This window comes from Streptomyces sp. NPDC043878 (genome assembly GCF_056435735.1).
Genome location: NZ_JBWKDW010000027.1, coordinates 42289 through 61849, shown reverse-complemented (window position 1 = coordinate 61849; position 19561 = coordinate 42289). Strand labels below are relative to the sequence as shown.

Here is a 19561-nt window from a genome sequence, read left to right as displayed (position 1 = left end):
TGTGGAATAAGCCAGCAGGATCGTCACCAGCCGCAAACGGCGGGGCGCAGACGACCGATTAAGCCCCCTCCAGTGCTATGGAACCGGGGGCAGCCAATCGGAAGGAAGGGTGACCGTCGCAGGCACAGGAGCGCCGAGGGTAGCGAGAAGCCCACCGGGAGCCGAACCCGTCGCGCCAAGGAAGGACACCTCGCCGCCGGAGAACGCCGCGCCGGCGAAGGACACCCTGCCGTCGAAGGACACCGTGCTGGCGGAGAACGCCGCGCCGACGAAGGACACCTCGCCGCCGGAGAACGCCGCGCCGTCGAAGGACACCCTGCCGCCAGAGAACGCCGCGACGTCGAAGGACACCTCGCCGCCGGAGAACGCCGCGACGTCGAAGGACACCGCGCTGCCGGAGAACGCCGCGCCACCGAAGGACACCCTGCCGCCAGAGAACGCCGCGCCGTCGAAGGACACCTCGCCGTCGGAGAACGTCGCGTTGTGGAAGGGCACCCTGCCGTCGGAGAACGTCGCGTTGTGGAAGGGCACCCTGCTGCCGGAGAACGTCACGTTGTGGAAGGACACCTCGCTGCCAGAGAACCTCGCGCCGACGAAGGACACCCAGCCGCCGGAGAACGTCACGTTGTGGAAGGGCACCTCGCTGCCGGAGAACGTCGCGCCGTCGAAGGACACCGTGCCATCGGAGAACGTCACGCCGTGGAAGGGCACCTCGCCGCCGGAGAACGCCGCGCCGACGAAGGACACCCTGCCGTCGGAGAACGCCGCGCCGACGAAGGACACGCGGCCGGCGGAGAACGCCGCGCCACCGAAGGACACCCTGCCGCCGGAGAACGCCGCGTCGCGGAAGGACACCCTGCCGCCGGAGAACGCCGCGAAGTCGAAGGACACCGTGCCGCCGGAGAACGTCACGCCGCGGAAGGACACCTCAGCGCCGGAGAACGTGGTGCCGCGGAAGTCCATATCACCGTCGATGGTGACCCCGGTGAGATCAAGGTTGCAGCCCTGCCACGAGCGGTGAGCGCCCTGGGGGATGCGGGAGTGGTCTCCAATAAGGCGCAGGATCGTGTGCCGGACCTCGCGTAGTGCGCGGTACCGGTCCTTCTTGTCCTGGTGGGCCTCGCGCTGTTCTTGGGTGAAGGTGTCGTCGGGCGGGTTGCCGGGGTCGGGAGGGAAAGGCAGGCGGAGGTAGGCGCACAGAACGTCGATGCAGGTCTGGCGCAGATTGTCGTCGGGGGCGTCGTCGGCAAGACCAGCAAGGGCGTGAACGCCACCGAGCCGGACGGCCGGGGAGTCCGAGCCGAGTTTGTCGACGGCCTGGGAGAAGCGTTCGGTGTGAAGCCGGGTGGCTTCACGGTGGGCGCCGACCTCGTCGACGCGCTGTCGACGGTAGGCGACGACCAGGGCCACGAGCGCGCCGGCCCCGGCCACCACGCCGAAGGAGAGCTTCACCAGGTCGAAGAGCGTCGTTGCGTCGAGCTTCGCGGTGTTGTCGATTCCCTGGAAGTCCAGCAGAACCACCAAGCCGTAGAAGATGCCGCCCGCAACCAGAACCGCAGCGACGAAGGTAACGGTCAGGGCCCGGCGGACCTTCCACAGCCGCAGCTCCCGGTCGTCTCCGGTTGGTCGTGGCCGTCGGTTGGCTGTCATGAAGACGGAGACAAGGCTGGCAGATCGACGGTTGCAGTGAGGTTCAGGATATGAGGACCGATTACTGTAGGCCCCCTAACCTCAATACCGGCAAGCCCTTGGGAAGGCCGGATATGGACCGACGGACAGCACTCTTCAGCGGTGGCGTCCTGGCCGCCGCGACCCTCGCCAGCTGGACTGCCGCCTACCCAGCCGAAGCCGTCCTCGCCCCCGGCCGGCTACGTGTGACGGCTCGCAGCGCCTCGCTGATCGAAGCGCGCCTCGCCGCCCTGCGGCTGATGGACGATGAGATCGGCTCCGGAGACCTACGAACTGGCTCGCGTCGAGGGCCGCATGATCACCGAAGTCCTCCGTACCCGCTCCTACAGCGAAGCCGTCGGGCGTCGACCGTGGTCGGCGGCCGCCGAGGTGCCCCGGATCTGCGGCTGGTGCGCATTCGACTCGGGCAACACCGACCTGGCGGAAGCTCACTACATGGGAGCCGTACGGTCGGCCGCGAGCGCCCACGTCTACGAACCAATCTCCGAGCCCATCAGCAGTTGCCCGCAGTCCGCGAATTCCTCGACCGCACAATCTGACCACTCCACGGCCCGTGGCCGTTGAGCTTCGGCTTTGCGAAGGGGTCCGACACCTGCGCGCTCAATCCCCGCGGAGGTCTCTTTCGCCATACGTGATCAAGGGGCGCAAGCAGGGCATTGTCAGTGTCGGCGGCGAAGATGGCTGTATGGCCATCACGATGCAGAACTTTGCGCTCACCTGGACTGATCCGGACGGAACCCCGCGTTCCTCCGCTGTCGCGTACCACAGACCGAGCGCCGCCGGACGCAAGAAGGAACTCGGTGACGCGGGTTGCAGCGACGTGCAGATCATCGAGACCGAACCGGGGCAGCTGCCCGAACCGGCGGTCTGGGTTCTGCCCCCTGGGCGAGCATCTCCACGTTCCCTCTGGACCGGGCCTGGCTTCAGGCCCTCTGGGTCCAAGCGACGGCTGGGGATGACGTGCGGGTGCAGCCATCCCGCAAATGGCCGCAGGTCAGGCGGTGTGCCAGGCGCGAAGCTGGGCTGCGATCTCCTGCACGCCGGCGCCTTTGTGCTTGGCGCGCATGACGAGGGCGAGGGCGTCCTCGGGCTCGTAGCGCATGGACTTCTCGTTCGTGCTCAGGAACGTCTCGGCGACCAGCCAGGCGAAGAACTCGTTCTTCGCCTCCAGCGGCTCGTGGAGAGCGACCGTCTCCAGCATGGCCGCCGCCTTGAGCCAATCGCTCGAATAAACGTCCCGGCCCATGTAGCGGGCCTGCACCCGGGCGCTGACGGCGTTCAGGACGCCCAGGTCGAGGCACGCAGGATCACCGGGAAGGGTCTGGGCGATCTGCAGGAGTTCTTGAGGAGTGAGGAAGCGCGTCACGCCGCGCGGCCGTGCTGCCGGATCTCGAACAGTTCCCGGCTGCCCATGGGCGCCGGGTCGGGGTACTCCGCCGTGTCGGCGAGGGCCTCCTGGACGTCCCGCGTCGCGAAGACCTCGGCGAGCTGCGCGACCCGGTCGCGGGTGCGGTCCAGGGCCTTGATGAAGGGATCGTCGGCCGCGGCGAGGGCGGCGTCACGGACGAAGACCTCGGGAGACTTGCCCACCAGCTGCGCCGCCTTCTCGACACGGGCGTACTCGTCGGGGGCGAATGGCAGCTGTGATCCGTTCTCGTCCATATGAGGACGGTACCAGCGGATCCTGCCACGGACGGAGGCCTTGGCAGGACCAGGCCCTCTCGCGAGCGCCCACCGACCACACCGCCGAACTCTGTACCCAGGCCCGTTGAAGCGCAGGTCCTTGGTGGTAACGCTGAGCCAATGGAATGGCGACTGCCTGGGCGATGCTCGCGAAACCCGTCGGAAACCTCCCCACCAGCCCTTATGCCAGAGGCCAGAGGGGACGGGTTCCGCGCTCTGGTCCCCGTCGACGCAGGGCGGGTGGTGCTGCGCTCGAGGCTGGGATCGCGCAGCTGCCGGATGCGACCACACTGCCGAGGCACAGGTGCGGCCCGGGCCGCGGGCGAGTGGCCCGCGCACTTCGTCGCCTTGGATCTCCTGCGGCTGTCCGGGACCGACACCACCGCCTGGCCGAACCGGCGGCGCCGGGCCGCGCTGGAGTCGGTGTTCGCCGACCACCGGCTGTCGGCGCCCTGCAAGTCGCGTGCGTTCGACTGGCGACGTGCCACAGTCCGACTTACGGTCGCGGCAGTGGCCGGCACGCCGGGCCCTGGCACAGAACGGCATGCTTCGCCCGGGCACAGCGTCCGAGTACAACCTCCAACGGCTGTCTGTGTAACGCTCGCGCCGGCCACCGTGTGCCGCATCCTGGTGAGGCGAGGACTGAACCGGCTGCGCGACGTTGACCCGCCGACCGGCGAGCAGCCGCGCAACGTAATCCGCTACGAGCACGGTCGGGTCGGCGACTTGGTCCACGTCGACATCAAAAAGCTCGGACGCATCCCCAAAGGTGCCAGATGGCGCGCCGGCATCGGTACCGCGTCTCCAGCCGCACCGGGCCCGCATGGGGAAGGTCGGCGGCACATAGCTGCACTCCGCGCTCGACGACCATTCCCGGCTCGCCTATACCGAGGCCCTGGAGGACGAGAAGGCAGGGGCCACGGCCTCCTTCTGGCGCCGGGTCATGGCCTTCCTCGCCGCCAGCCGGAACTCGATCAGGCCTGCTGGCGTTCGAGTCGTCCCAACTGAGCAATGGCGAACTGGCAGAGGCGTAGTCCATACAGGTCAAGAGCGTCATCCGGGTCCTCGGCGTAGTGATCAGCAACGGACGGCCAGACATCCCAGGCGGCTCGAGCAGCGGCGCGGTCGGCGTCGGTGCGCGGCCGCGCATCTGCTTCTGCTGCCGCCCGGGCCCGCTGACGGTTGAGCATCAAGGTGGTCCACTCGGCGTTGTCCGTCGGGGCCACCGCCTGCCGCGCAGCCTCGATCTGCTGGGCCGGCTGCTGGTCGAAAGCCGCCACGACCGAAAGGCGCTGTGCGATGAACACGTCCGGGCGTTCCGGCCGCCACCGCGGCGTCTTCACCTCCAGTTCGGCGCGAAGCTGGAGACGAGCATGAAGCGCGGGGTGTGGTACGTCGGGGCGACCTTGCCGCCGCGGGTGCGGCAGGAGCTCGCGGAGGGCACCTCACAGGTTGGACAGTCGAACTGTTCGACGGCGATGGCCGGTTCGGCGGGCTGTGGCATGTCGCAGAACCTACGCGAGGCATTGTGCGAAAGCTGTTGTGTGAGAAGTCGCGAGAAACGAAGATCAGGGGCAAACCGGACACGGTCCGGTGGGGGTCTCCGGTCTACTCATTTGTGAGAGCTTGCGCGCTCGGCTGCGTTTGCAGATCGCCAGGCACGCACAGCGCCACCCGGGTGCATTCCCGGGCACTTCCGCTGGGCCTGTCGGGCAGCCGTCGCTGGATGCTCAGGCAGTGGGCCTGGGAGGGTGATTATGGTCGCCCCACCGGCTGCCGTCGGGGCATCTGTCGCCGGCTCAGTAGTTGCTGAGGAGGACCCATGGGGTCGATGTGGGACGACGTGTTCGCGTTTCGTCTGTGGCAGCGCGCGTCAGGCTCCGAACCCGGCCATGTCGCCGTCCACCTGGCCTCGGGTGGCCAGTGGCGTCTCGCGCTCGGCCTGCTCGACACGCTTGCCGAGTGGCAGTTGAAGGCGCCTGTCGTGGTCGCAGATGCCGGCTGCGGCGTCAGCACCCCCTTTCGGCTCGGTCTCGAGGAGCGAGGGCTCTCCCATGTCCTGGTCCTGACCGGGAAGGAAGTCGCCCAGCCGGAGGATGTCGAGCCACACCAGCCCGGTTACGGCGGGCTGGGGCCGCCGACCCTTCCCCGCTACCGCATCCCACCGCGAGCCCGTCCTCGTGGCGGAGGCCAGTGCGCATCCTTTCAGCGAGCCGACCTGGCGGCAGGGCAGCAAAGGCGCGATGACCTCACGGTTCGTCCCACATCGTTCGCGGACCGATCAGACATGCCGGATCATGCCGCCCCGGTTCGTTCCAGCCGGCAGCCGAGCAGCCATGAGGTCGGTCGCAGTCCGCTGTTCACCCGAACCGGGCACCGAAGGCGGCCAGCACGGGCATCGATAAACGGGACAAATTGCTTATCAGGCATCTGACCTGGGGCTTCGCGTATCCACATCAGGCATCATCGGGCGATTTCAGGCCCATTCTGGGCCACTTTGTGTCAAAAGCTGATTGGTATAAATGTCCGGCAAGACCGGGCACGCCGTGCCCGGACCGGTACGGAATCGAGGTGAGTGCAATGAACGCCGAAGAACGTCAGAGCCGGATTCTCGCGCTCGCTCGTCACCAGGGACGGGTCGAGGTCACCACCACGGCCGTCGACCTGGCCGTCGCGCCGGAGACTGTCCGCCGTGATCTCGGCGTGCTGGAACGCAGGGGCCTGCTCCGCCGCACTTACGGCGGCGCCTATCCCGTCGAGGGCGCGGGCTTCGAAACGGGGCTCCCCGAACGGGAGACCCTGCACATCAAGGACAAACGCCGTATCGCCACGGAGGCGGTCAAACTCCTCGGTGACGCGGAGACCGTGTTCGTGGACGAGGGCTACACCCCGCAGCTCCTCGCCGCGCTCCTCCCGGGCGACCGGCCGCTGACCGTGGTGACCGCATCACTGTCCACCGCCGCTGCGATCGCGGACTCTCCGCAGCTCACCGTGCTGCTCCTGGGAGGCCGCGTCCGCGCCCGGACCCTGGCCACGGTGGGCTCATGGGCCTGCGCCATGCTCGAGGGATTCGTCATCGACCTGGCCTTCCTCGGGTCGAACGGCATCTCCCGGGAGCTCGGCCTGACCACCCCCGATCCGGTGGTGGCCGACGTCAAGGCCAAGGCGCTGGCCGTGTCGCGCCGACGTGTGTTCATGGGTCACCACAGCAAGTTCGGCGCGAGCAGCTTCTGCCGCTTCGCCGAGGTGGGCGACTTCGAGGCGATCGTCACCAACATCGGCCTGTCCAGCGCTGAGGCGCATCGCTACTCACTGATGGGACCCCGCGTCCACCGGGTCTGAACCGCTCAGCCCGCCCTCCCCCATACCGCCTGGGAGATCTCCGTCGGAGCCGCCCCGACGGCACCCCCTGCCCACGCAGCCGCACACACCCGCCTGCCCGATCCCACATTCTCCTCTCCGCTTCGCCTCTCACACCCGAGATTTCACGAAAGAGACGGTCATGAGCTCAAGAAGGACTGTTCTGCGGCACACCATGCCGCTCGGCGCGCTCGTCATGTGCGGCGCACTGCTCACCGCCTGCGCCGGTGCCGGCGGCGCCGGAGGCGGCTCCGGCTCGCACTCCATCAACGTGCTGATGGTGAATAACCCGCAGATGGCGGACCTGCAGAAGCTCACGGCGGCCAACTTCACGAAGGAGACCGGCATCAAGGTCAACTTCACGGTGCTGCCCGAGAACGACGTCCGCGACAAGATCACCCAGGACTTCTCCAGCCAGGCCGGCCAGTACGACGTGGCGACGATCAGCAACTACGAGACGCCGATCTACGCGAAGAACGGCTGGCTCGCCCCGCTGACCTCGTATGCGAAGAAGGACACCGCCTTCGACCAGGGCGACATCCTGCCCGCCATGCAGAAGTCCCTGACGGCGTCCGGCCATATATACGCCGAGCCGTTCTACGGCGAGTCGTCCTTCCTCATGTACCGCAAGGACGTCTTCAAGGAGAAGGGGCTGACCATGCCGGCCAACCCCACCTGGCAGCAGGTGGCCGCCCTGGCCGCCAAGGCCGACGGCGCCAAGCCCGGGATGAAAGGCATCTGCCTGCGCGGGCTGCCCGGGTGGGGTGAGGTGATGGCTCCGCTGACCACGGTGGTCAACACCATGGGCGGCACCTGGTTCGACAAGGGCTGGAAGGCCCAGGTCGACAGCCCCGCCTTCACCAAGGCGACCAAGTTCTACGTCGACCTCGTGCGCGCCCACGGTGAGGCGGGCGCCCCGCAATCCGGGTTCGCCGAGTGCCTCAACAACATCGAGCAGAGCAAGGTCGCCATGTGGTACGACGCGACCTCCGCGGCCGGCTCACTCGAAGCCGACGGGTCGCCGGTGGCCGGCAAGATCGGTTACGCACCCGCACCGGTCGAGAGGACCAAGAGCTCGGGCTGGCTCTACACCTGGGCCTGGGGCCTGCAGAAGGCGAGCAAGCACCAGGACGACGCCTGGAAGTTCATCTCCTGGGCGTCCAGCAAGAAGTACGAGGAGTTGGTCGGAGAGAAGCTCGGCTGGTCCCGCGTCCCGGCGGGCAAGCGGACCTCCACCTACGAGAACGCCAAGTACGTCGCCGCCGCATCGGCCTTCGCCGACGCCACCGCGAACGCGCTGAAGGCCGCCGACCCGCAGAACCCGGGCGTGCAGGCCCGTCCCGCCCCCGGTATCCAGTTCGTCGGCATCCCCGAGTTCACCGAGCTGGGCACGCAGGTCTCCCAGCAGATCAGCTCCGCCATCGCCGGCAAGACCAGTGCCGAGCAGGCACTGGAGACCAGCCAGGCATACGCCGAGAAGGTCGCCGCCAAGTACGCGGACAAGTGATCCCTGCCCGATCCACCCGACGCTCCCAGCCTCCCGGTCCCGCACCCGCGGGACCGGGGGACGGGGGCACAGCGGAGACATACCGATGACCCTCACTCAGTCGCTCACCAGGCGTGCCCGGGCGCCGCAGACCGCCGGGGAGGCAGCGCCTCCCCGGCGGTCTCGCGGGGCGTGGGCCCGGCGGGCCCCGCTGCTCCCGGCGCTGATCTTCATGATCGTGGTCACCCAGCTGCCGTTCGTCGGCACCCTGGCGATCTCGTTCATGCGCTGGAACGCCCTCGACCCGGCCAACAAGGCCTTCGCGGGACTGCAGAACTACACGGATGCGGTGACAGACCCGCAGCTGCGCTCCTCCATCCTGACGACCGTCACGCTGACGGTCACCGTGGTCCTGGTCAGCCTGGTACTGGGCCTCGGCCTGGCCCTGCTGCTCGACCGCCAGTTCCGCGGCCGCGGCATCGTCCGCACGATGCTGATCACACCGTTCCTGGTTGTGCCCGTGGCGTCCGCGCTGCTGTGGAAGCACGCGCTGTACAACGCCACCTACGGGCTGATCAACGGATCGCTGACCTGGCTGTGGAGTCTGTTCGGCAGCGACAACGCGCCGCAGCCCGACTGGCTGTCCTCGCTGCCGCTGATGTCCGTGGAGGCGTCGCTGATCTGGCAGTGGACGCCCTTCATGATGCTGATCCTGCTGGCCGGACTGCAGAGCCGCCCCATGGACGCTGTGGAGGCGGCCCGCGTGGACGGCGCGACCACCTGGCAGGTCTTCCGCTACCTCACCTTCCCCCACCTGCGCCGCTATCTGGAGCTGGCCTCGCTGCTCGGCAGCATCTACGTGGTGCAGAACTTCGACGCCGTCTACACCCTCACCGCCGGCGGCCTGGGCACCGCCAACCTGCCCTACACGGTCTACGAGACCTTCTACCAGGCGCATGACTACGGGCAGGCCTCCGCGGAGGGCGTCATCGTCGTCGTGTGCTCCCTCCTTGTGGGCACCTTCACGCTCAGGACCGTCTCGTCCCTGCTCCGAGAGGAGAGCCACTGATGGCCACGACCATCGAAACCCCCGGGGGCTCCACCGCGCGTCGCAAGCGCGGTGCGCTCGGCCTGCTGGCCTGGCTCTGCGGAGTCGCGTTCTTCCTGCCGGTCGCCTGGATGGTGCTCACCTCGCTGCACAGCGAGTCCGACGCCGCGACCAACCCACCGAGCCTGGGGGCACCGCTGACCCTCCAGGGATACCGGGAGTTCTTCGGTGCGAGCACCGGCGTCTCCCCCTGGCCGCCGCTGATCAACTCCTTCTCCGCGAGCGTCGTCTCGACGCTGCTGGTCCTGGTGCTGTCCATCCCGGCCGCCTACGCGCTGTCCATCAAGCCGGTGCGCAAGTGGTCGGACGCGATGTTCTTCTTCCTGTCCACCAAGATGCTGCCTGTGGTGGCCGGTCTGCTGCCCGTCTACCTGATCGCCAAGGACGCCGGCATGCTCGACAACATCGGGCTGCTGATCATCCTCTACACCTCGATGAACCTGCCGATCGCGGTGTGGATGATGCGGTCCTTCCTCGCCGAGGTCCCCGTCGAGATCCTGGAGGCGGCCTCCATCGACGGCGCCGGACTACCCACCGTCCTCACCCGGATCGTCGCGCCGGTCGTCGCCCCCGGCATCGCCGCCACCTCGCTGATCTGCTTCATCTTCAGCTGGAACGAACTGCTCTTCGCACGGGTGCTCACCGGCGTCGTCTCCAGCACCGCACCCGTGTTCCTCACCGGCTTCGTCACCAGTCAGGGCCTCTTCCTGGCCAAGGTGTGCGCCGCCGCCGTCTGCATCTCCCTGCCGGTGCTCATCGCCGGATTCGCCGCCCAGGACAAGCTGGTCCAGGGCCTGTCCCTTGGAGCAGTCAAGTGAAAGCCGCCGTCATCAGCTCGCCCGGCCAGGTCGGCGTCGAGACCGTCGACGACCCCACGCCGGGCCCGGGGCAGGTGGTGATCGGCGTCGCCGCCTGCGGCCTGTGCGGCACCGATCTGCACATCCTGCAGGGCGAGTTCGCGCCCACCCTGCCTATCATTCCCGGGCACGAGTTCGCCGGCGAGATCGTCGCCCTGGGCTCCGGGGTGCGCGATCTCAAGGTCGGCGACCGGGTCGCCGTCGATCCCTCTCTGTACTGCCACGAGTGCCACTACTGCCGTATCGGGCGCAGCAACATGTGCGAGCGCTGGAACGCCATCGGCGTCTCCGTCCCCGGCGGCGCGGCAGAGTTCGCGGCCGCCCCCGCCGCCAACTGCGTGAAGCTCCCCGATCACGTCCGCACCGAGGACGCCGCCCTCATCGAGCCGTTGTCCTGCGCGGTACGCGGCTACGACATCCTGCGCTCCACGCTCGCCAGCAATGTGCTGATATACGGCTCGGGCACCATGGGCCTGATGATGCTGGAGCTCGCCAAGCGCACCGGCGCGGCCACGGTCGACATGGTGGACATCAACGAGGACCGGCTCACCACCGCCCGCACGCTCGGCTGCAGCAACGCGGTGACCACCGCCGACGCGATCGAGCGCCCGCGCGGCTGGGACGTCGTCATCGACGCCACCGGCAACGCCCACGCCATCCAGGACGCCCTGGGCCGGGTCGGCAAGGGCGGTACGTACCTCCAGTTCGGCGTCGCCGACTACGCGACCCGGGCCACCATCGACCCCTACCGGATCTACAACGAGGAGATCACCATCACCGGCTCGATGGCGGTCCTGCACAGCTACGAGCGCGCCGCCGAGCTGTTCGCCGGTGGAGTGCTCGACCCGGAGATCTTCATCAGCGACCGGCTGCCGCTGGCGGACTACGCCGAGGCCGTACGACAGTTCCAGGCCGGCAAGGGCCGGAAGATCCAGGTCCTGCCGTGACCAGGACCACCGAACCCGGGCGGACCGCTACGCGGGCCGCCGGCCCGGCCCGCACCGGGCCGGCGCCCGCCGTCCTGCCCGGCAGAGGAGACACGGCAGTCCCCGGGCTCCCGGCGCTCGTCATCGGCGAAGCGCTGGTGGACGTCATCGCCGGTCCCGACAGCCCGCGCCGGAGCCACCCCGGTGGCAGCCCCGCCAACGTGGCGCTGGGCCTGGCCAGACTCGGCCACCCGATCCGGCTCGCCACCCGCGTGGGGCACGACCACAACGGCCGCCTGCTGCAAGGGCACCTGGAGGCCAGTGGGGTCGAACTGTCACCGGGATCCGTCGTCGACGCCGCCACCTCCACAGCGACCGCCGCACTCGATGCCGCGGGCGCCGCAAGCTACACCTTCGACATCACCTGGGCCCTGTCGGCGGCCGCCGAGGAGACGTTGCGCGACAGCCCGCCGGCGCACGTCCACACCGGATCCATCGCCACCGCCCTGATCCCGGGAGCCGACCAGGTCTTGCACACCCTGCACGCCCTGCGAACCTCGGCCACCGTCTCCTACGACCCCAACCTGAGGCCCGCACTGCTCCGCTCCGCGGAGCAGGAGCGTGAACGGGTGGAACAACTCGTCTCCCTCAGCGACGTAGTGAAGGCGAGCGAAGAGGACCTGGCCTGGCTCCACCCTGACGAGGACCCCGACAAGACGGCGGCCCGCTGGGCACGGAACGGCCCGGCGCTGGTCGTCCTCACTCTGGGAGCAGAGGGTGCCCGGGCCTGGTGGCGACACGGCTGCCAGGACATCGCTCCGGTACCCGTCCGGGTCACGGACACCGTGGGGGCGGGCGACGCCTTCATGGCCGGACTGACCAGCCGACTCCTGCACGCCGGGCTGCTGGGCGGCGGCCCCGGAGCCGAGGCGGCGACGGCACGCGCGGCACTCCGCACGGCAACGGACACCGATCGACTGCCCGCGGTTCTCGGCGAGGCGCTGGCGGTCGCCGCCCGGGCGGCCGCTCTCACATGCGCGCGTGAGGGCGCCGACCCGCCCACAGCAGCAGAACTGGTGGCGTGAGCCGACGAGCCGTCCGTCCCGCGCCGGTGTGGCCGGGCGGCTCGACTCCCTCCACAGCGTGCCCCGCTCTCGAACCTTGCCGGCGGTCTCCGATGCCAGAGAGGCGCGGTTGCGGGAGGAGGCAGCCGCTTGCTGTAGGGGGCTGCTGCGGCAGATAGGGGAAGAGATGCCGCAGGTGGGCGCGGGCGTGACGGAGCTACTCGGCCTCGGAGGTGAAGCCGAGCATGGCCTGACCAGTCGCTGGCCTGATGCAGGGCCTCAGCAGTCCGTTCCTGCGTGGTGCTGGGGCGCAGAAATGTACGGTCGACAACCTCGTAAAGGCCGTGGAGACGCCGGTCCCCGCGCAGCGAGTCGGCGGCCCTGCCAAGCAGTTCGCGCAGCGCGTCGGTGGGTTCGTGCTCGTCACGGCTCTCCCGTTGGGCGACCACTTGAGTTGCCCCAGCCCTTTGCTGAGGAGTCGGTGTCATGCATCAAGCCTCGGGGGACAAAATCCCGCATAGCTCGCTCGGGGGACAACTTAACGATCGTGGAATGAGAAGGACGCGCGGTGACGTGAGCGGCTGTCGATCGATCCCGCAGGGTGAACAACCGCCCGGTTTCGAACGGCTCCTCGGGCAACGGCATCAGCAACGGCTGTTCGAGGGCGAAGTCCTCGGCGATCGTCTGGTTCCTGGAGCCGATCCTGCGGGCGTCGTCCTGCCGGTCCCACTGCTCGACCATCTCGTTCAGCTGTTCGTCAACCTCACCAGGAACGTGCGCGGCAATGTGCGGGGTGGCACGGCCGGTCGCGGCCAGCGCGGTGATGCTGTTGCGTCGGCCGTTGTTCTTGGCCAGCGCGCAGGCTTCGACCAGGAGGGCGTGATTTGGCAGGTCTCATTTGGCGCGGCGACTCTGATGACCTTTTACGCGCCGCATCTACAATTCCCTTTTCTTCACGGGTGAGAGTGCTTTGAATTCTTTGATTTTTAATCCAGTCATTTAGCAGGGCGTGAGAACCCCCTAGATCTAGCGAGTAAAGCCACATACTTCTCCCCTGGCCGCCCCCACTCCATTCCCTAGCCCATTCGAGCAGGTGACCTACCTTTTGTTCGGCGGTGAACCTTGACGGCATGACAACCCCTTTCCTCCGCCGCCTAACTGCCAAGTCGAGAGAGCCGCAGTGACACGGTTGAGGAAGCCTCAGGCGTCGTCGGGTCCGTGGCCGCTGACTTTGCGGCCGAAGAAGCAGGCGGTCTCCGCGGTGTCCCCGATCTGCAGCCCGGTGTCGTCGCGGGCACCATGCATAACCCCGGACACCAGGAACCAGCGCAATCAAGGCTGGCCACACGGTTTTCGAGCTGGTCGAACAGGGTGCTATCGTCCGCTTTGCCTCGCCGACTTGGTCGTGACGATCATTCCGGGAAGTCGCTCGCGCGGCCCCGTGATGGTGTCGACGACGTCTCGCCGTCGCCAGCCGTACATCATCCGTAGCCAGAGCCGGGCTCGGGCGACGCCACGTCCACCCGTCGATATAATCCGGGCGGCAGCGTGGAGGACTGGTTGCGCCCTAATGTCGGGACCTCCCCGCGTCCGCTGCGGAAGGAATTCCGAGCCGAGATCGGGGCCCGTACCGACGGACTCGCCGAGTTCGCTCATGGCGTCGCTTCTCCATGGAAAGCCGGGGGTGGGAGCGCGCACGGCAGCAGCACTACGCTGGTGGCGCCTTCGACGAGTATAGGAACGGCTTGCCGAACAGGGCTGGCGCACAACCAGAGCTGCACGAAAGGGCATCTACATCGTCCTGTTAGTACCGACCGGTGTCCTTGCACGTGTCGCCGTCGGTGATTCCCACTGGTGCTGTGACATCGGGGCGGGATGTCGCCCGGCGGCCACGAGGGCGGATAGGACCGTGTCCTATATGGTGAGGCGGGCGAGGCACTTGTAGCAGCAGCGGCTGTGGCGAGGCCGGGAATGTCCAGCCACCTCATGATGCTTAACCTTTGCTTAGCTTCGCGCTTTCATGCGGTGCGCTGTCCAGAGGTTGATCAGAAACACGAAAAGTGCCCATTACCGCAACGATAGGACTTGCTGAGGGTCCCGTTGGCTGCAAGGGCACTTTCCAGGTGAAGCACTCTGCCGGGTCCTATCGAGGACGACGGCCGTCAGGTCGTCTCCCACGCTGGGTCGGTCCTGCTCGTCGAAACGGTCAGCAAGGCCGGTCTTGACCAGGCCGTGGCCCAACCTCTGGCTCCTGGCGCAAACCACGGGCCGTCCACGAGACCGGCAAGATCCTCCTGGTCGTCGCCCTGGCGGTCGCACTGGGCGGGAGAACGTCGCGACGCTGCGGTGTGAGCCGGCCGTCTTCGGCCCGGTCGCCTCCGACCCGACCATCTCCCGCCTGATCGACGCCCTCGCCGCCTCTGGTGACAAGGCTCTGCAGGGCATCTCCGAAGTGCGTAATCCTGCCTGGTCATTGGCCAGCAAAAGCGCGCCGGACACCGAGGGTCAGGTCGTCATCGATCTCGAGGGTGTTCTCGTGATCACCCACTCCGACGAGGAGAGCGCGGCCGCAACCTGGAAGAAGACCTACGGCCATCACCCGTTGGGTGGGGACGTACGTCTGTACCTCGGTGGCCACGATCAGGTGTACGCCGACACGTCGGGGGCAAGATCGCGGTGGTCATGGTGTCGCCGGCAGTGGTCTGCAGGACGGTGAAGCTGATGCGGTCCATGTCCAGGCCAGGTCGGGTGCAGGCGGTGCCGGAAGCGGCACGGATCAGGGCCTGGTAGGTGGTGAGCGGGGCGTAGACCTCCTGGTCGAGGCCGGTCAGGCAGCGGGAGCGCAGGACACGGCCGTCCAGCATCGTTGCCTTGATCGAGAAGTACGTCGTCTCCGACTGCCACCGCTCGTGGTAACGATCCACGAGCCGGGCAGCTGCGTGGGCGGTCGGGTCGGGAGGCTGGTGAGCAGACCTACCTGGACGGCGCCCGCACGCCCGCGCAGGTCCATGAAGCGGTGACTGCGACGTCCGCCGCGCGGCCAAGCTCGTCCACACCGGCCTGGCCTCATCCGAGCATCTGATGAAGCCCACCCGGCCCACCCCCGAGCCCTCGCCAGCGCCGCGGCGCAGCGCCCGAACGCGTTGACGCGCTCGGCTGCGGAGCGCCCGCAGGCCGGGGGGAACCAACCGAGAACCATGTCCGGGGAGCCTTGCCCGGCGGTGTGGCCGAGGGCCCGCACCGGCATTCCTGCCTTCAGCCGGTCAACGCGGATACGGATCACGGCACAGGGACACGAAGGGGGCCGACTCGTCAGCGGGGTCTGCGGGAGAAGCGGGTTCGGCCGGGGCCGGCCGGCTCGATACAGCGGGGCTGGACGTGCTCATAGGCCATGGTGGTCTGCACGTCGGCGACTTCTCTGCGTTCGGTGAGCCGGTCGATGACGAAGGCGTACACACCGTCGACGTCGGAGACCGCGATGTGCAGGAGGAAGTCGTGCGTGCCGGAGGTGACGAACAGGCCGATCACCTCCGGCAGGCGTGCGGCCCATTCCCGGAACCCTTCAATGACGGGGCGGGCCGGGGGACGGATGCGCACCGAGATGAGTGCCTGCACGGACCGGCCGACCGCGTTGAGGTCCAGGGCTGCGTGATAACCGGTGATCACGCCGCGCTCACGCAACAGCCGTACCCGCTCAAGCGAGGTGGAGGGGGAAACCCCGGTCTTGGCTGCAAGGTCGCGGTTGGTCTGCCGTGCATCGTTCTGCAGTTCCCGCAGAAGAGCCCGGTCCAGCGCATCAAGTTCCATGAAGAGGACTGTATGCCGCAGAAAATGCGCCTACCCTCCGCAACGCCTGGGACTTTGCCTAGCCTCGGCGACTATGAACGCACGAACGAACGGTCCCTTGCGCGGTGCGGGCCTGGTGCTGGGCGCGGCTGTGCTGTGGGGGACAGTCGGCCCTGCTCAGGTGGTGGCGTCCAGCCCTATGACGCCGACGGCCCTGGGCGGCTGGCGGCTGGTGGTGGGCGGCCTGATCCTGGCGGCCTTCACCGTCCGCAGGAACACGCTGCAGGCACTGACCACGGGCGCAGTGGTGCGCCCCCTGCTGCTCTGCGCCGTGGCTACAGGCGTCTTCCAGGCAGCGCTCATGTCCTCGGTAGCGCGGACCGGAGCAGCTCTGGCCACAGTCGTCGCTCTGGGCGTCGCGCCCGCAGCGATCGGCCTGTGTGCCCGGTGGGTCACCGGCGAGCGCATGACAGCCCTCTGGATGGCCGGCACCACCGTCGCCGTCGCAGGCTGCACCCTGCTGCTGGCGCCGGGGAGTACGGGCGTGGACCCGCTGGGCCTCCTCCTAGCCGTGGCCGCCGGTACTTGCTACGGCCTCTACACCGTCTTCGCCAAGAAGCTGGCTGCCGTCGCTGGCACTGCACCGCTGCCCGGGTTCTCCGCGCTCTCCCTGCTCGCAGGATCCCTTCCGCTGACACCATGGATGATCAGCAACACCGCTCCCGTGTGGCAGGGCGCCACCTTCAGCCTGATCGTCTGGCTGGGCGTGGCGACCACGGCCCTCGCCTACTGGTTGTTCACCACGGGGGTGACGCAGGTGCGCTCAACCACAGCTGGAACCCTCAGCCTTGCCGAACCACTGGCAGCCGCGCTGATCGGCGTACTCCTTCTCCGCGAGAAGCTCTCACCGGTGGCATGGACCGGCGGCGCGCTGATTCTCGCCGGAATGATCACCATGTGTCTGCCGCCACGGTTCCTTTCCCCCCGCGAGGCACCCGTGCCACGGATCTCCGGCGGCAGGCGCAGCACGTCCGCCGCTGCCCTCGCATCTCCCGCACCAGGCGAACTCGGTGCAGAGCAGGCGCCGAAGTGCCACACGCCTGCATAGCCCTTCCCCAGTGCTTCGTCGAGAGAGCCGCCGAGTAGCCGGCTTTCTGCCAGGTAGCGGAATGCCCTTGTGGCGAGTTCCTTGTCTGCACGCGGTAGATCCGAGACGCCGGGATCGAGGCATCCCTGACACCACACGGCCCATTCCACGTTGTCGGCTACCTGCGTGCGCGGCACGCCGGGCTGTGCCTGGCTGACGTTGAGCAAGGGGGCGTCTCGCCCTGCGAACAGCAGCGTCAGGGCCAGGACGTCCTGTACGGCGCGGTACTCGAACGACGCCTGCGGCCAGCGTGCGCCGCTGTGCACGACCTGCTGCGGCCGGGCGACGCCGGCGCGAACACCGCGAGCGGCCAAATCACCGTTCTGGACACCGTGCTCGCCCAGATCCCCGATGACTGGTGAAGAGGCAGTGTTCCGACCCTGCACTATTCAGAACAACACCACCTCAAGCCAGCCGCCGTAGATCCTCCAGATACCGCAGGACGGCCGCGACTCGGCGGTCCATCTGGTCCGTCGAAGACAGATCGAGCTTCGCGAAGATGCTGCGGATGTGCTTGTGGACGGCGCCGTCGGTGACGACGAGTTTCTCGGCGATGGCGGAGTTACCCAACCCCTCGGCCATCAGGGCGAGTACGTCCCGTTCTCGGGGGCTGAGCCGTTCCAGGCGGGTGTCCTGGCGGGAGCGGGTGAAGAGTTGGGCGACGACCTCCGGGTCGATGGCGGTGCCGCCACCGGCCACGCGCCGTAGCGCGTCCAGGAACTCCTCGACCCGGCCGACCCGTTCCTTGAGCAGATAACCGAGGCCGTTCACCCCGCCGCCGAGCAACTCGGTGGCGAAACTCTGCTCGACGTACGCGGACAGCACGAGCACTGCAAGGTCGGGCCGTCGGCGTCGGGCCTCGACCGCGGCGACGATCCCCTCGTCGGTGTGGGTCGGCGGCATCCGTACGTCGAGGATGGCGACGTCCGGCTTGTGCACGTCGATGGCAGCCAGCGCCTCGTCGGGGGTACCCGTGGTGGCCACCACGTCGAGGCCCTCGGCGCGCAGCAGCAGGGCGAGCCCCTCACGCAGCAGGGGATCGTCCTCGGCTATCACGATCCGCATGTCAGGCTCCACAGGTCGGGCTCCACAGGTCGGGCTCCGGTCGTCACGATCCACAGGGAAGATCCACTGTCAGGACGGTCGGGCCACCGGGCGGGCTGGTCAGGGTGAGGCCGCCGTCGTGCGCCGCGATGCGGCGGCGGATGCCGGTGAGCCCGGAGCCGCCGTCCTCTCCTCCGGAGCCGAAAGCCCGGGAGCTGCCTCCGGCGCCGCCCCTGCCATCGTCCTCGACGGACAGTACGAGTCGGCCCCCGCCGCCGCGTGCCGTGACGACGGCGTGCCGGGCGCCGCTGTGCTTGGCGATGTTGGTCAGGGCCTCGGCGACCACGAAGTAGGCGGTCGCCTCGACGGAGGCGGCGCAGCGTTCGGGCACGTCCACGTCGATCCGGCAGGGCACCGCGCAGTTCGCGGCGAGACCGGCGAGCGCGCCCGCGAGGCCCCGGTCGGCCAGCACCGGCGGCAGGATGCCGCGGGCGACGGTACGCAGCTCGGCCAGCGCCTGTTCGGCGGCGGACTGGGCGCGTTCCAGGAGTTCGTCGGCACCCGCCGGATCGCGGGCCACCATGCGGCGGGACGCCCCGATCAGCACGGCGACGGAGACGAGCCGGTTCTGCGCACCGTCGTGCAGCGAGCGTTCGATGCGGCGCAGTTCGGTGGCGTGGGCGTCCAGGGCGGCGGCACGTGTGGCGGTCAACTCCGCGACGCGCAGGGACAGATCGACCTCGGGACCGGCCGACAGGAGCCGTCGCCCGAGGCCCGCCTGGAGCCGGGCCATACCGGGCGTCAGCCCCAGGATGATGGCGATCCAGCCCGCGCCCAGCAGCGTCACGGCGACAGCGTCCGGCCAGGTGTGCGCGTTTCCGATGCCCACGGAGGTGGCAGTCGCGCCCTCGGGCATGAACGTCCAGTACAGCGGGAAAGCGGTGTCCCGCACCGCGAAGACCGGCAGCAGGACGCCGAGCAGTCCCAGCAGCGCCCCCACGGTGGAGTGCCGGACCAGCCAGCCCAGTTCGCGGCAGGTGGTGCGGTCGACGAGGGCGGCCCGCAGCCGCGTGGGCGGGGGCTCCGGGGCGGCGACCTCGGGGCCCCAGCGGGCGAGCCGGCCGCGTTCCCGGCCAGCGAGGGCGTGCAGGGTGCGCAGGAGCGCGGGTGCCATGAGCAGCCCGACGCCGACGACGCTCGTCGCGGCAATGAGAGTCAGCCACACCAGCAACAGGATGGCGAGCAGAGCCGTGTTGAGCCCGGACGCCAGCTGGGCGATCGCCTCACCGGCGGCGCTCAGGCTCCGTAGCGCGATGTCCTTGAAGCTCTCGCGTCGGTCTGCCGCTCGACTCCTGCCCGCTGTCATGCGAACGACCCTATGCCGCCGGCGGGTTCGCCGTCACCCAAGCGG

17 protein-coding genes and 3 pseudogenes are annotated in these 19561 nt (G+C 68.6%); 11 read left to right on the top strand and 9 right to left on the bottom strand.

Annotated features, from left to right (window positions below):
- Window positions 1-75: 75 nt before the first annotated feature.
- Window positions 76-1650, bottom strand: a complete 1575-nt coding sequence (locus tag AC07AZ_RS30875; RefSeq protein WP_478853548.1) for an AsmA family protein — start codon at window positions 1648-1650, stop codon at window positions 76-78.
- 285 nt (window positions 1651-1935) lie between these two features.
- Between AC07AZ_RS30875 and AC07AZ_RS30870 the strand changes: the two genes are divergently transcribed.
- Window positions 1936-2253 carry a hypothetical protein gene (locus tag AC07AZ_RS30870; protein ID WP_478853546.1) on the top strand — a complete coding sequence of 106 codons (318 nt, stop codon included), beginning with the start codon at window positions 1936-1938 and terminating at the stop codon, window positions 2251-2253.
- Window positions 2254-2683: 430 nt separating this feature from the next.
- Here the strand turns inward: AC07AZ_RS30870 and AC07AZ_RS30865 are convergent, their stop codons facing one another.
- The 4 genes from AC07AZ_RS30865 to AC07AZ_RS30850 all read right to left on the bottom strand — a co-directional run bounded on the left by AC07AZ_RS30865 (window position 2684) and on the right by AC07AZ_RS30850 (window position 4876).
- Window positions 2684-3055 (bottom strand): fic family toxin-antitoxin system, toxin component, encoded by a 372-nt coding sequence (locus AC07AZ_RS30865; RefSeq protein ID WP_478853544.1) that lies wholly within the window; start codon window positions 3053-3055, stop codon window positions 2684-2686.
- Complete coding sequence (locus tag AC07AZ_RS30860) at window positions 3052-3351, bottom strand: hypothetical protein (protein ID WP_478853542.1); 300 nt, start codon at window positions 3349-3351, stop codon at window positions 3052-3054. Before AC07AZ_RS30860 ends, AC07AZ_RS30865 begins: the two co-directional genes overlap by 4 nt.
- Window positions 3352-4346: 995 nt before the next feature.
- Window positions 4347-4679 (bottom strand): hypothetical protein, encoded by a 333-nt coding sequence (locus AC07AZ_RS30855; RefSeq protein WP_478853540.1) that lies wholly within the window; start codon window positions 4677-4679, stop codon window positions 4347-4349.
- Window positions 4680-4711: 32 nt separating this feature from the next.
- Window positions 4712-4876: a zinc finger domain-containing protein gene (locus tag AC07AZ_RS30850; RefSeq protein ID WP_478853538.1), complete on the bottom strand. Its 165-nt coding sequence runs from the start codon at window positions 4874-4876 to the stop codon at window positions 4712-4714.
- A 417-nt stretch (window positions 4877-5293) separates the two neighbouring features.
- Between AC07AZ_RS30850 and AC07AZ_RS30845 the strand changes: the two are divergent.
- The 7 genes and pseudogenes from AC07AZ_RS30845 to AC07AZ_RS30815 form a co-directional block, all read left to right on the top strand.
- Window positions 5294-5630 (top strand): annotated as a pseudogene (locus AC07AZ_RS30845) (transposase); the annotation flags it as partial.
- A gap of 322 nt (window positions 5631-5952) precedes the next feature.
- Window positions 5953-6714, top strand: a complete 762-nt coding sequence (locus AC07AZ_RS30840) for a DeoR/GlpR family DNA-binding transcription regulator (protein ID WP_478853536.1) — start codon at window positions 5953-5955, stop codon at window positions 6712-6714.
- 160 nt (window positions 6715-6874) lie between these two features.
- Window positions 6875-8239, top strand: coding sequence for an ABC transporter substrate-binding protein (locus tag AC07AZ_RS30835; RefSeq protein ID WP_478853534.1), 1365 nt, complete (start codon window positions 6875-6877; stop codon window positions 8237-8239).
- 85 nt (window positions 8240-8324) lie between these two features.
- Window positions 8325-9287: a carbohydrate ABC transporter permease gene (locus AC07AZ_RS30830; protein ID WP_478853532.1), complete on the top strand. Its 963-nt coding sequence runs from the start codon at window positions 8325-8327 to the stop codon at window positions 9285-9287.
- Window positions 9287-10144: a carbohydrate ABC transporter permease gene (locus tag AC07AZ_RS30825; protein WP_478853530.1), complete on the top strand. Its 858-nt coding sequence runs from the start codon at window positions 9287-9289 to the stop codon at window positions 10142-10144. Before AC07AZ_RS30830 ends, AC07AZ_RS30825 begins: the two co-directional genes overlap by 1 nt.
- The gene (locus AC07AZ_RS30820) at window positions 10141-11130 is read left to right on the top strand and encodes a zinc-dependent alcohol dehydrogenase family protein (protein ID WP_478853528.1); all 990 of its coding nucleotides are present in this window, start codon (window positions 10141-10143) and stop codon (window positions 11128-11130) included. The genes AC07AZ_RS30825 and AC07AZ_RS30820 overlap by 4 nt, the downstream gene beginning before the upstream one ends.
- Window positions 11127-12194: a carbohydrate kinase family protein gene (locus tag AC07AZ_RS30815; protein ID WP_478853526.1), complete on the top strand. Its 1068-nt coding sequence runs from the start codon at window positions 11127-11129 to the stop codon at window positions 12192-12194. The genes AC07AZ_RS30820 and AC07AZ_RS30815 overlap by 4 nt, the downstream gene beginning before the upstream one ends.
- A 139-nt stretch (window positions 12195-12333) precedes the next feature.
- Here AC07AZ_RS30815 and AC07AZ_RS30810 read toward each other — a convergent pair.
- Window positions 12334-12426 (bottom strand): annotated as a pseudogene (locus AC07AZ_RS30810) (IS982 family transposase); the annotation flags it as partial.
- A 233-nt stretch (window positions 12427-12659) separates the two neighbouring features.
- Here AC07AZ_RS30810 and AC07AZ_RS30805 point away from each other — a divergent pair.
- Together AC07AZ_RS30805 and AC07AZ_RS30800 are read left to right on the top strand one after the other, a co-directional pair.
- The gene (locus AC07AZ_RS30805) at window positions 12660-13136 is read left to right on the top strand and encodes a hypothetical protein (protein ID WP_478853524.1); all 477 of its coding nucleotides are present in this window, start codon (window positions 12660-12662) and stop codon (window positions 13134-13136) included.
- A 1170-nt stretch (window positions 13137-14306) separates the two neighbouring features.
- A pseudogene (locus tag AC07AZ_RS30800) lies at window positions 14307-14778 on the top strand (transposase); the annotation flags it as partial.
- 707 nt (window positions 14779-15485) lie between these two features.
- Here AC07AZ_RS30800 and AC07AZ_RS30795 read toward each other — a convergent pair.
- On the bottom strand, window positions 15486-15980 hold the full coding sequence (locus tag AC07AZ_RS30795) for an Lrp/AsnC family transcriptional regulator (protein ID WP_478853522.1): 495 nt from the start codon (window positions 15978-15980) through the stop codon (window positions 15486-15488).
- A gap of 73 nt (window positions 15981-16053) precedes the next feature.
- Here AC07AZ_RS30795 and AC07AZ_RS30790 point away from each other — a divergent pair, with 73 nt between their 5' ends.
- A complete protein-coding gene (locus AC07AZ_RS30790; protein WP_478853521.1) occupies window positions 16054-17067 on the top strand; it encodes a DMT family transporter in 1014 nt (337 codons plus the stop codon).
- 444 nt (window positions 17068-17511) lie between these two features.
- Here AC07AZ_RS30790 and AC07AZ_RS30785 read toward each other — a convergent pair whose 3' ends face one another.
- Together AC07AZ_RS30785 and AC07AZ_RS30780 are read right to left on the bottom strand one after the other, a co-directional pair.
- On the bottom strand, window positions 17512-18171 hold the full coding sequence (locus tag AC07AZ_RS30785; RefSeq protein WP_478853519.1) for a response regulator transcription factor: 660 nt from the start codon (window positions 18169-18171) through the stop codon (window positions 17512-17514).
- Window positions 18172-18214: 43 nt separating this feature from the next.
- Complete coding sequence (locus AC07AZ_RS30780; RefSeq protein WP_478853517.1) at window positions 18215-19516, bottom strand: sensor histidine kinase; 1302 nt, start codon at window positions 19514-19516, stop codon at window positions 18215-18217.
- Window positions 19517-19561: the final 45 nt, after the last annotated feature.